13 protein-coding genes are annotated in these 19,280 nt (G+C 58.2%); 10 read left to right on the forward strand and 3 right to left on the reverse strand.

Translation table 11 applies throughout. The annotated features are described in order from the left end of the window. On the forward strand, nt 1–481 hold a 481-nt coding region (locus VMW85_01255; protein ID HUT26663.1), incomplete at its 5' end, for a thiolase domain-containing protein. Continuing rightward, a complete protein-coding gene (locus VMW85_01260; GenBank protein ID HUT26664.1) occupies nt 482–883 on the forward strand; it encodes a Zn-ribbon domain-containing OB-fold protein in 402 nt (133 codons plus the stop codon). It begins immediately after the preceding gene. A gap of 105 nt (nt 884–988) precedes the next feature. Here the strand turns inward: VMW85_01260 and VMW85_01265 are convergent, their stop codons facing one another. Next, nucleotides 989–5,299 carry a hypothetical protein gene (locus VMW85_01265; GenBank protein ID HUT26665.1) on the reverse strand — a complete coding sequence of 1,437 codons (4,311 nt, stop codon included), beginning with the start codon at nt 5,297–5,299 and terminating at the stop codon, nt 989–991. 63 nt (nt 5,300–5,362) lie between these two features. Then, on the reverse strand, nt 5,363–5,854 hold the full coding sequence (cgi121, locus tag VMW85_01270; protein HUT26666.1) for a KEOPS complex subunit Cgi121: 492 nt from the start codon (nt 5,852–5,854) through the stop codon (nt 5,363–5,365). A gap of 130 nt (nt 5,855–5,984) precedes the next feature. On the opposite strand from cgi121, the gene VMW85_01275 reads away from it, so the two are divergent. From VMW85_01275 to VMW85_01290, 4 genes are all read left to right on the forward strand, one after another. Continuing rightward, complete coding sequence (locus tag VMW85_01275; protein ID HUT26667.1) at nt 5,985–6,923, forward strand: homoserine kinase; 939 nt, start codon at nt 5,985–5,987, stop codon at nt 6,921–6,923. Beyond that, a complete protein-coding gene (gene thrC, locus VMW85_01280) occupies nt 6,872–8,134 on the forward strand; it encodes a threonine synthase (protein HUT26668.1) in 1,263 nt (420 codons plus the stop codon). Before VMW85_01275 ends, thrC begins: the two co-directional genes overlap by 52 nt. Nucleotides 8,135–8,303: 169 nt before the next feature. Then, the gene (locus tag VMW85_01285) at nt 8,304–12,062 is read left to right on the forward strand and encodes a carboxypeptidase-like regulatory domain-containing protein (GenBank protein HUT26669.1); all 3,759 of its coding nucleotides are present in this window, start codon (nt 8,304–8,306) and stop codon (nt 12,060–12,062) included. A gap of 107 nt (nt 12,063–12,169) precedes the next feature. Continuing rightward, a complete protein-coding gene (locus VMW85_01290; GenBank protein ID HUT26670.1) occupies nt 12,170–12,871 on the forward strand; it encodes an ATPase domain-containing protein in 702 nt (233 codons plus the stop codon). A gap of 93 nt (nt 12,872–12,964) precedes the next feature. Here the strand turns inward: VMW85_01290 and VMW85_01295 are convergent, their stop codons facing one another. After that, entirely contained in the window at nt 12,965–15,196 is a 2,232-nt protein-coding gene (locus VMW85_01295; protein ID HUT26671.1) for a DEAD/DEAH box helicase, read from the reverse strand. 222 nt (nt 15,197–15,418) lie between these two features. On the opposite strand from VMW85_01295, the gene lonB reads away from it, so the two are divergent. The 4 genes from lonB to VMW85_01315 all read left to right on the forward strand — a co-directional run bounded on the left by lonB (nt 15,419) and on the right by VMW85_01315 (nt 19,120). Further along, a complete protein-coding gene (gene lonB / locus VMW85_01300) occupies nt 15,419–17,389 on the forward strand; it encodes an ATP-dependent protease LonB (protein HUT26672.1) in 1,971 nt (656 codons plus the stop codon). A gap of 82 nt (nt 17,390–17,471) precedes the next feature. Further along, nucleotides 17,472–18,014: a nicotinamide-nucleotide adenylyltransferase gene (locus VMW85_01305; protein HUT26673.1), complete on the forward strand. Its 543-nt coding sequence runs from the start codon at nt 17,472–17,474 to the stop codon at nt 18,012–18,014. Further along, a complete protein-coding gene (locus tag VMW85_01310; GenBank protein ID HUT26674.1) occupies nt 18,001–18,474 on the forward strand; it encodes a nicotinamide-nucleotide amidohydrolase family protein in 474 nt (157 codons plus the stop codon). Before VMW85_01305 ends, VMW85_01310 begins: the two co-directional genes overlap by 14 nt. Before the next feature lie 121 nt (nt 18,475–18,595). Continuing rightward, nucleotides 18,596–19,120, forward strand: a complete 525-nt coding sequence (locus VMW85_01315; GenBank protein HUT26675.1) for a hypothetical protein — start codon at nt 18,596–18,598, stop codon at nt 19,118–19,120. Nucleotides 19,121–19,280 lie beyond the last annotated feature (160 nt).

Genomic DNA, 19,280 nt, shown 5'->3' on the forward strand with positions numbered 1-19,280 from the left:
CAAATACACCGATTCGCCGGTGAAGATACTGGCGTCTTCACAATGCTCCGACACTCTCGCCTTGCATCACCGCAAGACCATCATCTCGTTCGAAGCGACGAAGATGGCCTTCAAGAAGATCGTCAGGCGCACCGGCGTGGACATCTCCCAGATCAAGCTGGCGGAAGTGCACGACAACTTCACCGTCTCCGAGATACTAGCGCTCGAAGATATCGGCTTCTTCCCGCAGGGTGAGGCGGGAAAGGCCACCATGGACGGGCAGACGCAGATCGGCGGGCGCGTGGCGGTCAACACCTCCGGCGGTCTGAAGGCCAGGGGCGACCCCATCGGTGCCACGGGCGTGGCGCAGATCGTGGAGCTGGTGACCCAATTAAGGGGAGAGGCGGGCAAGAGGCAAGTGAACGATGCCAAATACGGCCTGGCGCAGAGCGTCGGCGGCACCGGTTCGACGGTGGTCATGCATCTGCTGGGGGTGGCCTAGATGACCATCGCCAGGTTCTGGAGGGAGAACTCCCCCCGTTACAATCTGAAGGCGACGAAGTGCGGCAACTGCGGGAAGATATCCTTCCCTCCGCGCACCGTCTGCCCGGAATGTCATAGAAGATCCATCGGCAAGATGGAGGAGTTCCAGCTCTCCGGGAAGGGGGAGGTGTACTCCTACAGCATCGTGCACGACGCTCCCGCTCAATTCCAGATGCAGAAGCCCTACATCATCGCCATCATCAAGATGGAGGAGGGCATCATGCTGACGGCGCAGATAATCGACTGCGAGCTGGACAAGGTGGAGATAGGCATGCGCGTATGGGCCTCGTTCAGAAAGTTAGGCGAAGAGGGACCGAGCGGAGTGATCCATTACGGATACAAGTTCCACCCACAGCTGTGATGCCATAAGGCCGATGCTCAACCCTTTTTCATATATGTACGAGAGCACTTACTAAAAACACAGGTTACGAGATCCGATCCTTTAAACGGGAAACGCTCGTAACCCTCACTTCACGTCCAGATCGAACTTGCTGTCGTACAGCACGTCCTCTTCCGTCAGCATCGGCTTGCACTTGACGGATATGCCCAGGGTGAGCAGCCCCTCGTTCATCGGTATGATGGTTATGCGCCCTTTGGCCTCCTGCCCCGCCTTGAGCAGGTCCACCTCCACCATTCCCTTGACATCCACGTCGCCGAAGATGAAGGCGCGCACAATTCTGGCGTCATAGTCCGCAACGTTCTTCAGATGCACCACCACGTCCATCCGGCCGCCTTCCTTGGCCTCACCTACGAACTCCAGTTCGGCCGTAATGTCCGGATAGGTGGCGCGAACCTCCTTTCTGGAGATGTCGCAGGCTCTCTTCAAATGGGACATGGGGTTCTTCCCCTGCTTGATGAGCGCCAACGCCTCGGCGTAGGCTTTCTCCGTCTCCCCCAGCTCGATACGGTAGCTATTGGCCTTCTCCAGCATGTTGGTGAGCTGCTTCTGCAGCTGTTCCGCCGTCTCCGCGCCCTTCCTCCCGATGGCGTTCACCGCGGTCTCCAACGAATTGAACGCCTCCCACAGGTCGCCCCGATCGGACTGGGACTCCGAATCGGACCATATCTCCCAGGCGCGTCCCGTCTCCTTATCGGCGCGTGATGATTTCTCTATCGTCCGCCGAGCCTTCTCCCTCTGCTCGTGGAAGATGTCCTTCATTCCCGCCCGTACCCTTTCCACGTTCCTCTCCAGCGTGTTCAGGTCCCGGGGGGTGATGTGGTCGACGGCCGCCTTCTCGATCTCCGAGATCTCGGTGCCGAACTTCTTCTGCAGCTTCATCCGTTTTATCAGATCGTGCAGCGGGTTGAACTCCCACAGCAGCTCGTTCGTCCTCGTCGTCAGGAAATCGCTCAGGGCGTTCCTCGCCCGCCGCAGGTACAGCGAGGCGGACTCGAACTGCATTATCTTCAGAGAGGACCAGCATTGGTCCAGCAGCTCCTCCATGTTATCTTTGCGGGGGTCGAGCACCTCCAGCGAATTGACCATCTCCCGCAGGGCGTTGTAGTCCATGAGGCGGGAATCGTACATCTCCGTCAGCGATTTCAATTCGTCCCGAGCGATGTTGACGCCGCCCAGCGCCTGTACGAAGCGGCCACGTGCCATGAGCGCACGCGTCTTCTCCAACGCTTTCATCGAAGATTCCAGGCGCAGTCCTGCGGCAGCCTCCTCCTTCAATCGGGCCTCGAACTTGCGCAGCTCCTCCTCCGCCGTGCTCTTGTCCTGCAATACCCGTTCCAGCTCTTCGCGGAAGGAACGGGCTAACAGGTGAGCGTGGCGGTAGCGGTGCTTTGCCAGGGCCTCGTCGATATCATCGCTGAGCTTCCTGGCCGTCCGCAGGTCCTCCCAGTTCATCCTCTCCGTCGTCAGGCCGCCGGCGAAGTTCATGAGGGACAGTATCCTTTCCTTGGCCAGCGACAGGGAGCGGTCCATGGCCTTTGTGGCCAGGTCGGCCGCCACGGGAGCGCTGCCTGTACGTTTCAAGGCCCGCGCCTGTTCCAGGAGCACCAATACCTCCTTGGTGTCCAGCTTCATGTCCTTCAGCTGCTCCACGGCATCCTCCACCTGCGCCAGTATGTCGTTCAGGCGGCGGTCCGCCTGAACGCTCTGGTCCAGCTCCACGCGTATCAGTTCGATGGCGCGCATCGAGTCCAGCAGCTTTCTGTCGCTTAACGAATTGCGGCCCCGGGCCAGCAGCTGCTGCACGTGACCCATGGAAAGGCCGGAGGCACTGATCTTGTCGACCTCCTTCTGGCATACGTTCAGCTCTTTGTTCAGGGAGGCGGTGATCTCCCCCTCCCACTCCTCCTTCAATTTTGCTAACGAGCCCGTCGATTCGTCCAATCGGGAGGCGTCAAGTTCTTCGAACTGTTTCAGGCGGGCCTCGCTGTCCTTATATCCCAGCTTATCGCGGAGCTTGACCATCTCCTTCAGCTGTTTGATCTTCAGGCTGAGGATGAAAGGCGAGGCCTTCTCCCGCAGCGTCGCCTCGGCCTTGTCCAGTTCCTTCCCCGCTTCATCGTATTCGCCGGATCTAAGAAGCTCGCCGCTCTTGATCACCAGTTCTCTGACCTCGGGAATGTCCATGTTGGCCCGTTTGGTCTCCTCCAGCAGCTCCTCCTTTTCGTCCAGGCGCTCCCTCAGCGACTGGTACAGGGCGACGACCTCCTGTAGCGATCGGCGGGCGGACATGGTCAGCTCGAACGCGGATGACAGATCATCCCGGCGCAAGGATTGCGAACCCTGCTCGGTGAGGTGTTCCGCATGGCCGACCTCCACGCCGTTCTTCCGTGCCATGGAGATATGCTGCATCAGATCGGTCAGCTGTTTGTCCACCTCGGACGAGACGATGCTTCGACCGTAGGAGATGACCTCTTCGGCCAGGACCGAGGCCTCGTCCATCCTGCCCAACGCCTTCAGCTCCTCGGAGCGCTGCATCTTTTCCCGCAGGGTGACGCTTTCCGCGTCCAATTGCCCGGCCATGTCCATTAGCGCCTTGCCTTCGCGAATGGATTGGTCCAGGTTCTTGCGGCGCTCGGCGTTCATGGTCGTGACGACCTGGCGCGCCTGGTCATGAGCCTGCTGATACTCCTTCTTGAGCAGCCGTTCCTTGGCCTGTTTCAAGGATACCAGACCCCGCTCCGCTTCCGGGCGGTCGGCATAGTGCGACATCAGGTTCTCCGCCTGCCGCAGCTCCTCGGTCACCACCTCCAAGGTCTTCTCTTCAACTGACGATCCTATGGTCACTAGGCTGCCGTGCACCAGTTCGAAGTCCCCTTTCCTCACGCGGGCGGTGAGGCTTTCCAGCAGCGCGCTCTCCTCGGAAACGTCCGCCCCCAATCGCATGGAGGTCGCCAAACGCATCTCCAGGCGCATGATGTCGGTGGCGAAGTAGTTCTCCAGTTTCTGCTTGAAGGCCTGCTGCGCCTGTCGCAGTGAATCGATCGCGGTAACGAAATCCCCCTGAAGCGTCTGGCGCTTGGCCGCTCCCATCTCCTTCGACCCTTCGGTGCAGGGCAGCCCCAGGTCATCGCAGCGGGCTCGAAGCTCCTGCGTCTGTCTCAGTTCCTCCTCCACTTGGTCGTAACCGTTCAGTTTCTCCTCAACGATGGAGCGGGCCTCTTCCACCAGCGCCAAGGCGTCCTCGAAGAGGTCGGCCTTCAGGGCGACGCGGGATTCCTCCATCTTCTGCAGAGCGTCGCGCACGTCCTTCTTGACAATGTGCGCCAGCTTCAGCCGCGGCTGTATCGCGGTCATTTCATGGAGCAGAACGGCCTTCTCCGCCGAGCGGACCTTATCCCTGGCGCCGTCCAAAAGCTGGATGACATCGGAGTACTTCTCCTGCAGCTCCATATGCTGGACCTTCCCGGCGACGTCGCCCAGGTCGACACGTTGCCCGTGAGCGACCAGCTCTCCGGTGCGCTGCCGCAGGTCTGCCAATCGTTGAACGACAGCTCCGCCGAACTCCCCGGAGAACGATTCCTCGGCGTTGTCCAATGCCAGGAACGCGTCCTCCACCCGGGCGCCGACGATCGCTTCCCGGGCCTTTTCCATTAACGACCTGGCCGGAGCGGTATCGAAGTCGATACTCTTCTTCAACGAGAGCAGTTCGTCGATCTTCCCGGAGCGTTTCGTGAAACGCTCCATGGTCATGCTCTTGAGCACGCCCAGCAATGACTGGATGAGGTCCACGCTCTTGACAATGTCCCCCGATTCCAGTGCGTCACGACAAGAGCGCAGCATGGTCTTCTGCTTATCCACCTTGAGCTCCAGCCGTTCCGCGAAGAGCAGAGAGGACTGCGCCCGGCCGAAAGCCTCGGAGACCACCCGGTTGGCGTTCTGCTCTGCCATGTCCCAGGCTCCCTTACAAAGCTCGTACGTCCCATCACTGTCCGAGGAATCGATGGCCTTGGCAGCTTCCGATAACGATCTTGTCGTCTCCTCCTCCGCCTTTCCCAGAGTGGACACCCTCTCCATCAATGAGGACGCCTCCCGCAGGATCTCGCGCAACCGTTCCTTCCGGGAGCGATCGGCCGCGTCAATGCTCTTGACCGAGTAGGAAAGGGATTCCTTGTAATCCTTATCCGAATAGCTTTGAGAAGCTAGTGTTAAAAGTTTCCCCGTCTCCGCCGGCGAGGCGTCCATCTCCTTGAGCTTATCCAGTAATGCTGTGGCTTCCTGAATGCTCTTCTCCGCCGTCTCGCGTCCCCGCGCAGCTTCCTTGGCCTTCTGTTCCAACTGTTTGGCCAATTGCAGCTGCTTGACAAAATCACCGGACAACTGGTCCCATCCTCAATTTGGCAAAAGAAAGCAATTGCCAACCATTAAATGATTTCCTCCAATTTAACGTTTTAAGAGGTCAACGAAGGCCACCTTCTCTAGGATAAGCTCCTGAAGGAACCCCTCGCCCAATGTATGGACCTCGTTCTCGTCCAGACCGAAGGCCGCTCCTTTCTCCAAGGTGCAGTCCAGCAGAGAGTCGTCCCTTCGCAGTTCCAGCTTCTCCAGTACGTCGTCGATATCGGCGTCCGGCGGACCGAGCAGCACTAATGCCACCCTTTCCGTTCCCTGGTGCAGCCCCATCTTCTTCTTGGCCTTGGATATCTGGCGTTCCCCGGAGGCGTAGAGGATGACCTCCATGCCCAGGGTGTTGGAGGCGTTGCTCCCCCGGTCAAAAGCGCGTCTAGCGTGGATGACCGCCGAGATCAGGTGGTCGATCCCGCATACCCGATCGGCGTCCATGAGCACCACCTCCTCGCTGAGATCGGAAGCTCTCTTGAGAAGGGGATCGCATCCCCCCTTTTCCACCAAGGCCCCGGCGAACCCGCAAGACATGCCTGGTCATCTATGCCCAGGGATAAAAACGGTTGCCCCTCGTTTCGTAAGGAAAGGGCGTGGCGCTAAAAACTTTTAAACCCGTTCAGGCCATGAGGTCTTAACCCGATAGATCGGAGAGTGTGATCACATGGCCTTAGACCGCGTGGCTGTCAGAGCCCCTTCCACCATTGCAAACGTCGGACCGGGATTCGACGTCTTCGGCATCGCATTGAACGACCCATATGATGTAATCGAGGTGCGCAGGACCAGCGAACCGGGGGTGCACGTGGAGTCGATAACCGGGACGGGGTCCTACGCCGTCACCTTGGACAATACCAAGAACACCGCCGCCGTGGCGGCCTCCAAGGTGCTGAATATCGCAGAGGCGGACTTCGGCATACTCATGAAGATCAACAAGGGGATACGTCCCGCTTCTGGCATGGGTTCGTCCGGGGCATCCGCCGCCGGCGGCGCCTATGCCGCCAACATGCTGTTGGACGTACCTCTGGTAATGAACCGGCTGATATGCTGCGCCTCCTTCGGTGAGGAGGCGTCGTCCGGAAGCAGGCACGCCGACAACGCCGCCCCGGCGCTGATGGGCGGGTTCACCATCATCCGGTCCTACGAACCGATGGACGTCATCCGCATCGAGCCGCCCAAGAACCTGGGCATCGTGGCCTCCCTGCCGGAGTTCGCCGTTCCTACCCGCGAAGCGCGCATGAGGGTGCCGATCAATGTGCCGATGTCCGATGTCATTCACCAGGTAGGGCACGCCTCCACGTTGGTGGCCGGCATGGCCATGGGGGACCTGGACATGATAGCGCGCTCCATAAAGGACGTGATCGTCGAGCCGGCCCGGGCGCCGTTGGTGCCTTTCCTCAAAGAAGCGGAAAGGACCGCCGTCGAAGCGGGGGCGTTCGCCTCCTTCCTGGGAGGATCGGGACCGTGCATCGCCGCTTTCTACGACATGGAGAAGGCCGACGGGATGGAGATAGCCGACGCCATGCAGAGGTTCTACGAGGGACATGGGGTGGAATGCTTCTGCTGGGTGACCACCTGGGGCGAAGGATGCAGGCTGGTGGAATGATGAAATACACTGTCAAATGCTGGGAATGTGGGAAGGAGATCGAGAACCACTTTCTGGACGCCTGCCCTAGTTGCAACGGTTCTCTGACGATAGATATGGACCTTTCTCACTTGGAAGGTACCTCTCCCAGGGACCTGCGTTCACTACCGATAAGCGTCTGGCGCTATGCTAAGTTCATGCCCATAAGGTCGGAGCCCATCACCCTGCAGGAAGGGGGCACCCCGCTCTATGACTGCGAGAAGCTCGCCGAGGAGTACGGACTGAGGAAATTGCACGTCAAGTTCGAGGGCGCGAACCCCACTGGCTCGTTCAAAGACCGCGGTATGACCGTCGGAGTGACGCGCGCCTTGGAACTGGGATGCAAGGTCGTGGGATGCGCCTCGACCGGAAACACCTCCGCGTCGTTGGCCGCCTACGCCGCCAAGGCGGGACTGAAATGCGTGGTGCTGCTCCCCTCCGGAAAGGTGGCATTGGGTAAATTGGCGCAGGCGATGTTCTTCGGGGCCAAGGTCGTCACCGTGGACGGAAACTTCGATGACGCCCTGAGGGTGGTCAAGGAGCTAGCGCACTCGGGCGACCTGTACATGCTCAATTCCGTCAACCCCTTCCGCCCGGAAGGGCAGAAGAGCTTGGCCTTCGAGATCATCGATCAACTGGATTTCAAAATGCCCGACCGCATCGTTTACCCCGTAGGCAACGCCGCCAACATCTGGGCCGCCTACAAGGCGCTGAAGGAATGGCAGCAGCTCGGATGGATAGACGAGCTGCCGATGCTGACCGGGGTGCAGGCCGGAGGCTCCGCGCCTCTGGTCATGTCCTTCGCCCACGGTCAGGAGGATTTCAGACCGGTCAAGGACCCCGAGACCATCGCCACCGCTATTCGCATAGGCAATCCCGCCTCCGGCAGGAAGGCGCTGAAGGCGGTCTACGATACTGGCGGCGTCATGACCGCCGTTTCGGACCGGGAGATCATCGAGGCCCAGTTCCTACTGGGCAGGATGGAGGGAGTGGGCGTGGAGCCGGCTTCCGCAGCCTCCCTCGCCGGGGTGAAGAAATTGATGGACGAGGGAAAGATCAGCCGCAAGGAGAAGGTGGTCTGCGTCTGTACCGGCCACGTGCTCAAGGACCCCGATGCCGTCATCGCCAACTGCGGAAAGGTGCTGAAGGCGTCCGCCACCGCTGAGGACGTACGCAGGGTGATCAAGGGTTAGGTGCGTTACTCGATATCCGTTGTCCGTCATCCAGATATACGCTTCCGCATCTGGCAACATGACCTCTTCCGAGGGCCGAACGACCACATGAGACCCGGTCGTTCGTTCAATCTATATATGATCACTGGGCTATATTATCCACAAGCGATCTGAACAAGAAGGAACGTTCATGAGCTTGAGAGGCTTGATGGTCAAGTTCGGTACCATTGGTATCGTTCTAACGATGGTCCTGACACTGACCGTGCCGAACGGAAACGTTCTGGCTGATGAGATATGGACGATCGAGAATGTGGACATCAGCGGTTCGGCCGGGAACGGCATCTCACTTACCCTGGACCCTTCTGGAAACTCGCACATCAGTTACATCGACAATGCCACCGACCATCTCACATGGGCTTGGAATGGCGGTACTGGCTGGAACATCGCTACATTGGACCAAGCTATAGGCTCTACCTCGATGGCGTTCGATCCGAACGGTGCAGCGCACATCGCCTACTGCAACCTCGCCTACCAGCTCTATCTCAAGAGCTACAACCTTCAAGCCAATAAATGGCGGCCCAATCTGGCGGTAGACACCTCTGGCAACCAGTTCGGCTGGGTATCGCTAAGGTTCGATGCCAGTGGCAACGAGCGCCTAAGCTACGCGGACATGACCAACGGCGATCTCAAGTTCGCTCACTGGAACGGAGCCAGCTTTAACGTCGAGGCTATAGATGCCATCGGGACGGTGGGGGAGTTCACCTCCATGGCCTCGAGTCCCAACGGTTCAGTGTTCATCTCCTATTATGATCGTACCAATGGCGATCTGAAACTTGCCTACTCCCCGGACCTCTCCAACTGGACCCTCTCTACGGTGGACCAGGTAGGTGATGTCGGGCAATACACATCCTTGAAGCTTGACTCCAATGGACTGCCGCGCATCAGTTATTACGACGCTACGAACGGCGACCTGAAGTATGCCCGCATGATCAGCTGGGGTGTCTGGTCTCTTCGTATCGTTGACGGAGGGACGGCGGATGTGGGCACCTGGACCTCCCTGGTCATTGACACCAATGATAATGCCCGCTTTTCCTACATGGACAACCAAAGCAAGTGCCTGAAGTACGCCTGGCAGATCGGTGACAACATTAAGACGATGGTCATCGACCCCTCGCCCATGACCGGCTATTACGGTTCGATGGTCCTGACCTCATCGAACGAGCTGGCCATAGCGTACGGTGATCGGTCGAACGGATACACCAAATACGCCTCGAATGTCAATGAGGGGAAGCAGTGGGCTCCAACCTTCACCAGCGTACCCGCCGACGGGCGAGAGACCTTACCGTACGAGTACGTTCCATCGTTCAACGAGACGGTGTGGATCGATCACCATGACACCAACGCTCCTTTCCTGACCTGGAACGGCAGTGCCTATCAAGGCACTCCAGGCACTGAGGGCGCAGGCTCTTATTGGATGAACATCATCGCCACCAGCGTTGACGGTGGAATGACCGCCAGCCAAAACTCTACCTTCACCATAGGGGATACCTGGGCGGCAGCGTTCACCAGCATCCCGGCGCAGGGTATGGTGGGCATTGCGTACGAATACCGACCCATCTTCAACGAGAGCGCGATGATCACGGCGCAAAGCACCAACGCTCCTTTCCTGGCATGGAACGGTGGTGCGTACACAGGCACTCCCGGGCTTGAGGAGGGAGGTAATTATTGGCTCAACATCACCGCCACCGCGGTGGCTGGATTATTATCATCCTATCAGAACGCCTCCTTCCTGATCGGGGATGGTTGGGCACCTACCTTTACCAATGCGCCAGGGGACGGGCAGGAGGCCGTTCCCTATGAGCATAGGCCGACGTTCAATGAGACGGTGAGCGTGACCGCCCACAGCACCAACGCTCCTTTCCTGGCTTGGAGCGGTGAGGCCTTCGCAGGCACCCCTGGGACGCAGCATGCCGGCACATATTGGATGAACATCACAGCGGTCAGCTTGAACGGCAAGCGATCCTCCTGGCAGAACTCCACCTTCATCATCGCTCAGGCAACGGCGCCGATGTTCATCAGCATCCCGGAGGTCCAGGGAAGGGAGCTATCGCCATACTCCTACGCTCCTCTCTGTAATGAGATCGTGGCATGGACGGTGGCGACCTCCGCTCCTTTCTTGACCTGGGACGGTTCGATGTATTCCGGTACCCCTAATACTGACCAGGCAGGCACCTATTGGGTGCACATCGGCGCGACCAGCTCCGACGCGAATCTGACGGCCTGGCAGAATTATACTTTGACAATAGCGGACACCTGGCCCCCCTCCTTCACCAACGCACCGATGAACGGGCGGGCGGACCATCCGTATTCCTATGTTCCGACGTTCAACGAAACGGTGAGCATCATCGTCCACAGCACCAACGCTCACTTCCTGACCTGGGGCGGCAGCGGTTACTCCGGCACTCCAGACATTGACGATGAAGGCACTTTCTGGATCGATATCACCGCCACCTCTTTGGCAGGGCTGCTGTCATCACATCAGAACACCACCTTCCTGATCGCGGAGTCATGGGCTCCGGCGTTCACCAACTTCCCGGGCGACGGCTATGAGGCGGTTCCCTATGAGTACGTACCAACGTTCAATGAGGCGACCACCATTACCGCCTACAGTACCAATGCTCCTTTCCTCACCTGGAGCGATGACGGTTACTCCGGCCTACCTGAAATCGGTGAGGCCGGCACCTATTGGATCAACATAACCGCTTCCTCTTCGGCCGGATATCTTTCCGCGTATCAGAACTCCACCTTCAGCATCTTTCCGGCCGATTCCCTGGTCTTCCTGAGCGCTCCTCCTGAAGGGCCTTTCTTCGCCACTCTGAACTATCAGTACGCGGTGGAGGTCAGCCAACCCTGCGATCATGTTCTGGACACCAACGCCACCTTCCTTAGCTTGCTGGAGGGGGTCATCGCCGGTGAACTGAAGGCCGGTAACTACTATGTGCACATACAGGCAATCTCTCTGGCCACCGGGCTCTCCGATTGGCAGAACTACACCTTGCAGGTCATCACTGACCATCAGGCGCCGGTGATAAGCGTCATCGGTCTTTCCAACGGCGCTCGCCTCAACTCCTCCTCCGTGGAGCTGGTCTTGAGCTCTTCAGACGTCGGCGGCTCGGGTGGGGTGAACTACTGGGTCAAGGTCAATGCGGCCCCCTGGACGGATCTGGGCCACCGCGGGCGGGTCACCCTTCTGCTGGGAGAGGGGTCATCGCTGGTGCAGGTGAAGGCGATGGACATGGTGGGGAACGAGGCCTTCTCCAACCTCACCTTGTATGTTGACACGGTGACGCCTAACGTACTCCATCATTCACTGGTCGGCGCATCCGTACCTTCAGATGGAGTGTTGATCTTGACGTTCTCCGAACCGATGGACCAGGAGAACGTCATGGTCACCGTGGACGGTATGTTGGTGGTACTTCATTGGGAGAGCAATACCGCCCTCTACGCCCCGCCTGGGGGCTGGCTGGAAGGTAGCGATCATGAGGTGAGAGTGAATGGAATGGACCTGTCCGGCAATCACCTGCCCGGTCTGACCTGGTCTTTCCGCATCGGCATGATCATGTTCTGGGTGAACGGCACGGTCCTGGACGGTTTCGGGGATCCAGTGGCGAATGCGAAGCTCATCATCGACGGGTCGGTTGTGGCCACCACCGACCTATTCGGTAACTTCTCCTTCCTTATCGCCCCGGGCACATATCGGGTGACGGTGAGCGGGGAAGGGTTGGTGAACAGGACGGTGGAGATGGTCGCTATGGAGAACGACCCGCAGGGGCTGGAGCTAAGCATGGCCTGGGTCAGGGGTGAACTGCCCTGGACCATCTGGCTGCCGTTGCCGTTCTTCCTGCTCCAAGTGGTGCTCGTGGTGCTTTACAAGCGCAGACATCCCTAGGCCCACTGTTTTTCAGGTCGTTCGACCAGGCACGGATCGTTGTTCTTTCCAACGTTTCATCTTAATTTATAAATGCATCCATAATCATTGTCCATGGGGGAAGGACGATGGAGAGGGCTAGGGTCAAAACTTTCGTTAACGGCTTGGACGAGAACTTGTCCGGTGGTATACCCAAAGGTAACATCATCCTGGTCTCCGGCGCCGCCGGCACCATGAAATCCTCCCTGGCGTACTACATCCTGCACATGAACGCGGTGCGGGAAGGCGTCCGCGGTCTTTACATCTCATTGGAGCAGAACAAACCATCGCTCATGCGGCAGATGGACTATCTGAGGATGCAGGGAAACCCCGACAACCTGGTCGAGCTATTGGACCTGGGAGAGATCCGTTTGCTGGCCCAGAGCGGCGGTTGGTTCGACACGTTCCGTTACGCCGTGGAGGAGAGCAAGAAGCGTTTCGATTACGATGTTCTAGTGATCGATTCATTGGGCGCTTTAGAACTGATAGCCAAGTTCGAGCAGCCCAGGGAGGAGATATTCCGCCTGTTCGAATGGTTGCGCTCCACGGAGGTCACCACCTTCTTGATCGCCGAGATGCCCGTCGGCATCTACCAATACTACGGTTCCGGGGACACCGATTTCCTGGCGGACGGCATCATCCACCTGAAGATGGTGGAGGTGGGAGAGATCGAGGTGCAGAGGCGCCTAAGGGTGGTGAAGATGCGAGAGACGGACCATTCCAGCAGCTATTTCTCCTTCTACTTCAAGGAAGGGACGTTCTTCGTGACCAGGGCCATCACCGATTTCTGACCTCGTTAAAACCCGAAACATGATGGGAGAGGTCTCTGCCGGACCGCTCCCGGTGCGAGGATACTGGTCTCACCGCTGATCTGAGCGGACCGTTTAAAAATCGAAGAGCTTGGTCTGCCCGCGCTCCTTGGCCGGCGTATCTTCCTTCATCGCCGCCTTCTCGGCGGTCTTGGCCTTCTTGTCCATTACGAAGAGCGGATCGATCTGGGACTTGATCCTCTGGGCCAGAAGATCACCGATCCCTATGATCTTCGCCAGATCGTTCACCGGCGCCTCCTTGAGCAGGGCGATCGAAACGAAGCCTTTCTTGAACAGTGAGCGGGCGCGGACCCTGCCGACGCCTTTCAGAGACACCAGTTCCAGCAGGTCCTCTCGGACCCCGTACTTCATGCGGGTCATCATCTTCGTCAGCACGGGGTAGCAGTCCTTGTTGAAGATGTTGCTCATCTCCCTCATGGAATAGAGGAGCCATTCCCCCACCTCGACCTTGTTGTGCAGGTCGCCCGGACCGATGCCGGACGCTTTGAGCAGAGCCTCCTCGTCCTGCTCGGAGATCCAAGAGTCCAGGACCATGGCGGTCTTCAGTTCCGATAGGAAGTAATCGTAATCCGGGGAATCGAGGTCGGGCACCGGGAACAGCAGCTCCTTCCCCCGTTCCATGACGATCTGGTCCATGGTCTCCCGGTCGTCCCTCCTCAGATATAGGTTCATCATGTCCGGGGTGGCGCACACCGCGTGCATGAACCCCAGGGCACCTTTTTCCGGGGTGTACGAGAGAAGCGCATCGCGCAGCTTGACCGCCGAGACCGGATCTATGTAAAGGTCGGAGAGACGCTTGCCGAAGAACGTCGCCTTGAGGTCGGCCTCCACCTCCTCGGCCAGGAAGTCGATCCCCGGGCAGCGGACCATTCCCTCCTTGAAAAGGTATTGGACGATGCTCTCCACCGCCTCCTCCACACCCTCCTCGCCCCGCTGATGGCAGTAGAACGTGTGGCGCAGGAAGTCTATGATGCCCTTGCGCGTGTTCGTCGTATCGGTGGCGATGAGCGCCAGTATATGACCGCGCAGCACCCGCTCGTTCCCTACCTTGGACTGGACGTCCTCCGGCTCCCCCAACAGATAGTTCTCGAAGAGCATGTGGCTCTGTTCCACCGTCGAGGCGAGCAGCACCGCCTCGCCGTAGGGGTCGTATCGAGGACGACCGGCACGGCCGCACATCTGCTTGACCTCCATGACCGAGATGGGAACGCTCCCGCCTCCCTCGAAGCGGGTCACGTCACGAACGATGACCCGACGAGCCGGCAAGTTAATGCCGGCGGCCAAGGTCGGCGTGGCTATGATGCATTTTATCTTTCCTTCCTTGAAGAAACGTTCGACCGTCCTGCGCTGTTCGTTGCTGAGCGCAGCGGTATGGAAGGCCATGCCGTGGCTCATGCAGTATTTGAGCGAGGAACCGATGGAGGTCTGCTCGTCTCGGAACGCGTCGTCCAGCTGCTCCTTTACCTGAGCGTCTCCCTTTTCCTTGTTCAATTTGGAGAAGCGGGTAGCCAAGGATTCCGTGGAACGACGGGAGTTGACGAAGACCAGCACCTGCCCCCCTTCGTCAATGGTATCCTTGACCAAAGACCAGACGGTATCGCCCAATGGACGTACTGAACGTTTGCTGTTGTCGGTGAAGTTGATGGTGTCGGCCAACAGCACTCCCTCCTTCAGCTTCACCGGGCGCCATTCGCTGGCCACGTGCTCCGCGTCCAACCATTCGGCCATCTCCTTGGAGTTGCCGACAGTGGCCGATAAAGCGATGACCTGCAACTGGGGGTTGAGCAGCCTCAGCTTGGTGAGGGTGATCTCCAACGTCGGACCGCGGTCCGGGTCGTTCATCAGGTGCACCTCGTCGGCGATGACCAAGGATATCGCTTTCACCCAATCAGAGCGGTGACGCATGATGGCGTCGGCCTTCTCCGAGGTGGCGATGAGGATGTCCAAATGTTCGATGCCTTTGTCGACCTCGTCAAAATCCCCGATGGACATGCCGACCTTGATCCCCAGGCGCTCGAAGCGTTTCAGTTCTTCGAACTTCTCCGCGGCCAATGCGCGCAGCGGAACGATGTACATCACCTTGCCGCCGTCGTGAAGCACCCGCTTGACCGCTGCCAGATAGGCCACCAATGATTTGCCCGAGGCGGTGGGCACCGCCAATACCAGGTTCTTCCCGGACAGGGCGAAGGGCACGGCCTTCTCCTGTGGAGGATACAGGGTGGTGATCCCTTCCTCCTGCAGGATCTCGATGACCCCTTGCGGCAACGCGGTCTTCCAGTCGCTCATAGGTGGCGAAGGCATTGCTCCGCGGGTTATTACTTTTATCATGACCCTTGGTACAATTTAGGTAGCATTTTCGGTCGATCGAATAGTATGTATTAAAGGGGATGAAAGAGGTAGTTATTTCGTAGGAGGCGTTAATAGCTGGCCATTACCAAACACCGTTTATTGAGAAGAATATCTTTATTTAGTAGGGCTTACATGGGTTCGATTTGAGACAGGTGAATCATGGTTCAAGATGATAAAGAACAGGTAGTGGTGCAACCCGACGTGGAGACCTGGATGGAGACCCAGGATTTCAGCAGCACTGCCGACATCAAGATACCTGAAAAGCTTTCCGACCAGGTCATAGGTCAGGACTCCGCGGTCGAGGTGGTGCGCAAAGCTGCCGAGCAGAAGCGCCACGTCATGCTCATCGGGGACCCAGGCACGGGCAAGTCCATGCTGGCCAAGTCCATGACCGAATACCTGCCCAGGGACGATCTGCAGGACATAATCGCCTACCATAACGAAGAGGACCCCAACGAGCCGAAGATCCGGTCCGTTCCCGCTGGAAAGGGCAAGGAGATCGTGTCCGCTCAGAAGAAAGAGGCAATGGCGCGAAAGTCGCAGAAGTCCTCAATGGTGACAGCGATCATCATGATGGTGGTCGTCCTTACGGTCATACTGTACATACAGCAGCCTGACCCCATGATACTGCTCTTCGGCATCATGGCCGCGGCAATGATATTCTTTGCTACCAGGTATGTAGGCCAGCGCAAAGAGAACTTCATGATCCCCAAACTGATGATCACTCACAAAGAGGGCGATCCCATACCCTTCATCGACGCCACTGGAGCCCATGCTGGCTCACTGCTTGGCGACGTCAAGCACGACCCCTTCCAGAGCGGAGGCCTGGAGACCCCGGCCCACGAACGCTTGGAAGTGGGCGCCATACACAAGGCGTCCAAGGGTGTGCTGTTCATCGACGAGATCAACATGCTGAGGATGGAGTCCCAGCAGTCATTGCTGACCGCGCTCCAAGAGGGCAAGTTCAGCATCACCGGACAGAGCGAGAGGAGCAGCGGCGCCATGGTCAAGTCCGAGGCGGTCCCCTGCGACTTCGTACTGGTGTGCGCCGGTAACATGGATGCCATAAAGGGCATGCACCCCGCGCTCCGTTCCCGCGTCCGCGGTTACGGATACGAGGTGTACATGCGCTCCACCATGGACGATACTCCGGAGAACCGCACCAAGCTCATACGGTTCGTAGCCCAGGAAGTGGTCAAGGACAAGAAGATCCCCCACTTCGACAAGAAGGCGGTCGTGGAGATCATCAAGGAGGCCCAGAGACGTGCCGGAAGGCGCGGACAACTGACCCTGAGGCTCAGGGAGCTTGGCGGTCTGGTGCGCGTGGCCGGTGACATGGCCCAAGAGGAGGGCAGCCCTATCGTTACCCATGAGCACGTGGTCAAGGCCAAGAAGATAGCCCGCTCCCTGGAGCAGCAGATCGTGGACCGTTACATCCAGGCCCGGAAGCAGTACAGGACCTTCGCCGTCGAGGGCGGTGCTGTGGGCGTGGTGAACGGCCTGGCGGCCATGAACTCCGAGTCCAGCATCTCTGAGATGTCTGGGATAGTGCTTCCCATTGTGGCGGAGGTGACCCCGGCCCAGGTCAAGAACGGGGGACAGATCATCGCCACCGGTAAGCTCGGTGAGATCGCCAAGGAGGCGGTGCAGAACGTCTCCGCGCTCATCAAGAAGTATACTGGCGAAGACATCAGCAACCACGATGTGCACGTGCAGTTCATAGGCACCTACGACGGCGTGGAAGGCGATTCCGCCTCCATATCCGTAGCCACGGCGGTCATCTCCGCCCTGGAGGACGTAGCGGTGGACCAAACGGTCGCCATGACCGGTTCCCTGAGCGTCAGGGGGCAGGTGCTGCCGGTCGGCGGCGTCACCGCCAAGATCGAGGCCGCGGCCGAATCGGGCATACTCAAGGTGCTGATCCCCAAGGCCAACATGTACGACGTGGTGCTCGAGGAGCGCTATATCGGCAAGATCGAGATCATACCGGTGAGCAACATGGGAGAGGTGCTCTCCCACGCCCTGATGAGCGGCACCAAGAAGGACGGGCTACTGTCCAAGCTGGCCGCGCTGGTGGAAAAGGGCGGCAGCGTGCTGAAACCGACGGTGATCAAGCCGGTCACACCCTAAACCCCTTTCACTTACTCTTTTCACTTTTATTCATTTCCCGATGGCAATGGTTTTATCATGACAACCGGATAAGCGCAGCGTCATGAGCGACTCCGAACGCGTGGACTGTTTGCTGATCGGCCGCTTCCAACCCTTTCATCTAGGGCATCTGGAAGTGGTGCGAAAGATAGCCAAGGAATGCGACGAGCTGATAATCGGAATTGGCAGCGCGCAGTTATCTCACACCTTCGAGAACCCCTTCACCGCCGGCGAGCGCCATCTCATGATATCCCGGGCCCTGCGTGAAGAGGGCATAAAGGATTACTTCCTGGTGCCGATAGTGGACATCAACCAGTATGGCATCTGGGTATCGCATGTGCGCTCCATGGTGCCGCCCTTCCAACGGGTGTATACCAACAATCCATTGACCAAAAGGTTGTTCTCCGAGGCCGGTTACGAAGTGTCCGCGTCCCCTCTGTTCAACCGCTCTCATTACTCCGGCACGGAGATACGAAATAGGATGGTGGCCGGGGACGACTGGCGCCGCTTCGTACCGCGGGCGGTGGCCGAGGTCATCGATTCCATCGATGGCGTCAAGCGCATCAGGGAGCTGATGGCCCAGGGGGAATGGGATGCCGGGGATTGAGCTCCTAAACGCCCTTCGACAGAAACGGTTGACCATCGCCGTGGCGGAATCCTGTACCGGCGGTCGCATCTGCGACAAGCTGACCAATGTCCCAGGTTCCTCGGACGTTTTCCTGGGCGGGGTCGTCGCCTACAGCAACGATTCCAAGGTCAAGTTGTTGGGCGTCTCCCTGGAGGTGCTAGGAACGCACGGTGCGGTCAGCTCAGAGTGCGCCGCGGCGATGGCCGCAGGAGTGCGCAAGGCCTTCAATTCCGACATGGGGATATCGGTGACCGGTATCGCCGGACCCGGAGGAGCGACGAAGGAAAAGCCGGTGGGTCTGGTGTTCATCGGAGTATCCTATCAGAAAAAGGGAGAGGTGTTCGAGATCATCATCGAAGGCGACAGGGAGGGCGTGAAAGAAAAGGCTTCGAACGAGGCGATAGGAAAGGCATTGAGGTCCATACCTCAGTTAGGATAAAAATCACGGACAATATATATCATAAAGGAAACCGTTTCCCCTCAACACGTGATGGGATGCTCACGTCTTTGAGAGACCGATATCGTGCACCGACCGCGCGCTGTGCAAGGAAGATTCCTCAATGAACAAAGATTCTAAAATAAGGTCAACCATGATCGCCCTGGTCATCATAATAGCGCTAGCTTCATCGGCCTTTCTTATCAGCGGAGCGCTACATGACCGATTGGTACCTGAAGTTGATGAGATCGGGATCGAGGTCACCTTGATCATGCAGCAGGAGGTCGGGGACGGTATGGGATGGACCGATGAGCAGTCGACCATCACGGTCATCGTCGAGGATGGTTGGGAGTACATCGTAGGCATAAAGCTAAGGGGCTTGGATATTGAGGAAGGCATCGTCCTCAAACTGACGATCACGGCTCCCGGCATTTCCGTGGACGATGTCGAATCCGCTCTTTGGTTCGATAATACCACTCATGTCTGGTGGAGCTTAGAGTTCGTTGATAGAGGGGACACATTGGAAGCGGTGGTCGGCCCCTCCGATGGGCAGGACGTTTTTAACGGTTTCAATATAAGCTATCCGATCATCATCAGTTTCAGCGTGGACGGGACGTTCACTTTTTCAGGGTACGGGGAACCGGTGTGATCGAGGTCGGGTGAATGGTCGTGGGGGCATCGAATCTGGTTCTCGCGTCCCCTTGTGATCTTCTACGGCGATCAAAAATAATATCCATCTAAAAAAATCTAGATCTCAGTATCTGTGGAAGATTGTTCTGCAAAACTCTATATTCGCTGATCCCGATAAC

Source organism: Methanomassiliicoccales archaeon (assembly GCA_035527755.1).
Lineage (GTDB): Archaea > Thermoplasmatota > Thermoplasmata > Methanomassiliicoccales > UBA472 > UBA472.

Bases quoted from the DNA above. Each gene is read 5' to 3' on its own strand.
- VMW85_01290 (HUT26670.1), top strand. From the start codon at position 12,170: ATGGAGAGGGCTAGGGTCAAAACTTTCGTTAACGGCTTGGACGAGAAC.
- VMW85_01315 (HUT26675.1), top strand. From the start codon at position 18,596: ATGAACAAAGATTCTAAAATAAGGTCAACCATGATCGCCCTGGTCATC.
- cgi121 (HUT26666.1), bottom strand. From the start codon at position 5,854: ATGTCTTGCGGGTTCGCCGGGGCCTTGGTGGAAAAGGGGGGATGCGAT.
- VMW85_01310 (HUT26674.1), top strand. From the start codon at position 18,001: ATGCCGGGGATTGAGCTCCTAAACGCCCTTCGACAGAAACGGTTGACC.
- VMW85_01305 (HUT26673.1), top strand. From the start codon at position 17,472: ATGAGCGACTCCGAACGCGTGGACTGTTTGCTGATCGGCCGCTTCCAA.
- VMW85_01295 (HUT26671.1), bottom strand. From the start codon at position 15,196: ATGAGCGACTGGAAGACCGCGTTGCCGCAAGGGGTCATCGAGATCCTG.
- VMW85_01285 (HUT26669.1), top strand. From the start codon at position 8,304: ATGAGCTTGAGAGGCTTGATGGTCAAGTTCGGTACCATTGGTATCGTT.
- lonB (HUT26672.1), top strand. From the start codon at position 15,419: ATGGTTCAAGATGATAAAGAACAGGTAGTGGTGCAACCCGACGTGGAG.
- VMW85_01260 (HUT26664.1), top strand. From the start codon at position 482: ATGACCATCGCCAGGTTCTGGAGGGAGAACTCCCCCCGTTACAATCTG.
- thrC (HUT26668.1), top strand. From the start codon at position 6,872: ATGCTTCTGCTGGGTGACCACCTGGGGCGAAGGATGCAGGCTGGTGGA.
- VMW85_01275 (HUT26667.1), top strand. From the start codon at position 5,985: ATGGCCTTAGACCGCGTGGCTGTCAGAGCCCCTTCCACCATTGCAAAC.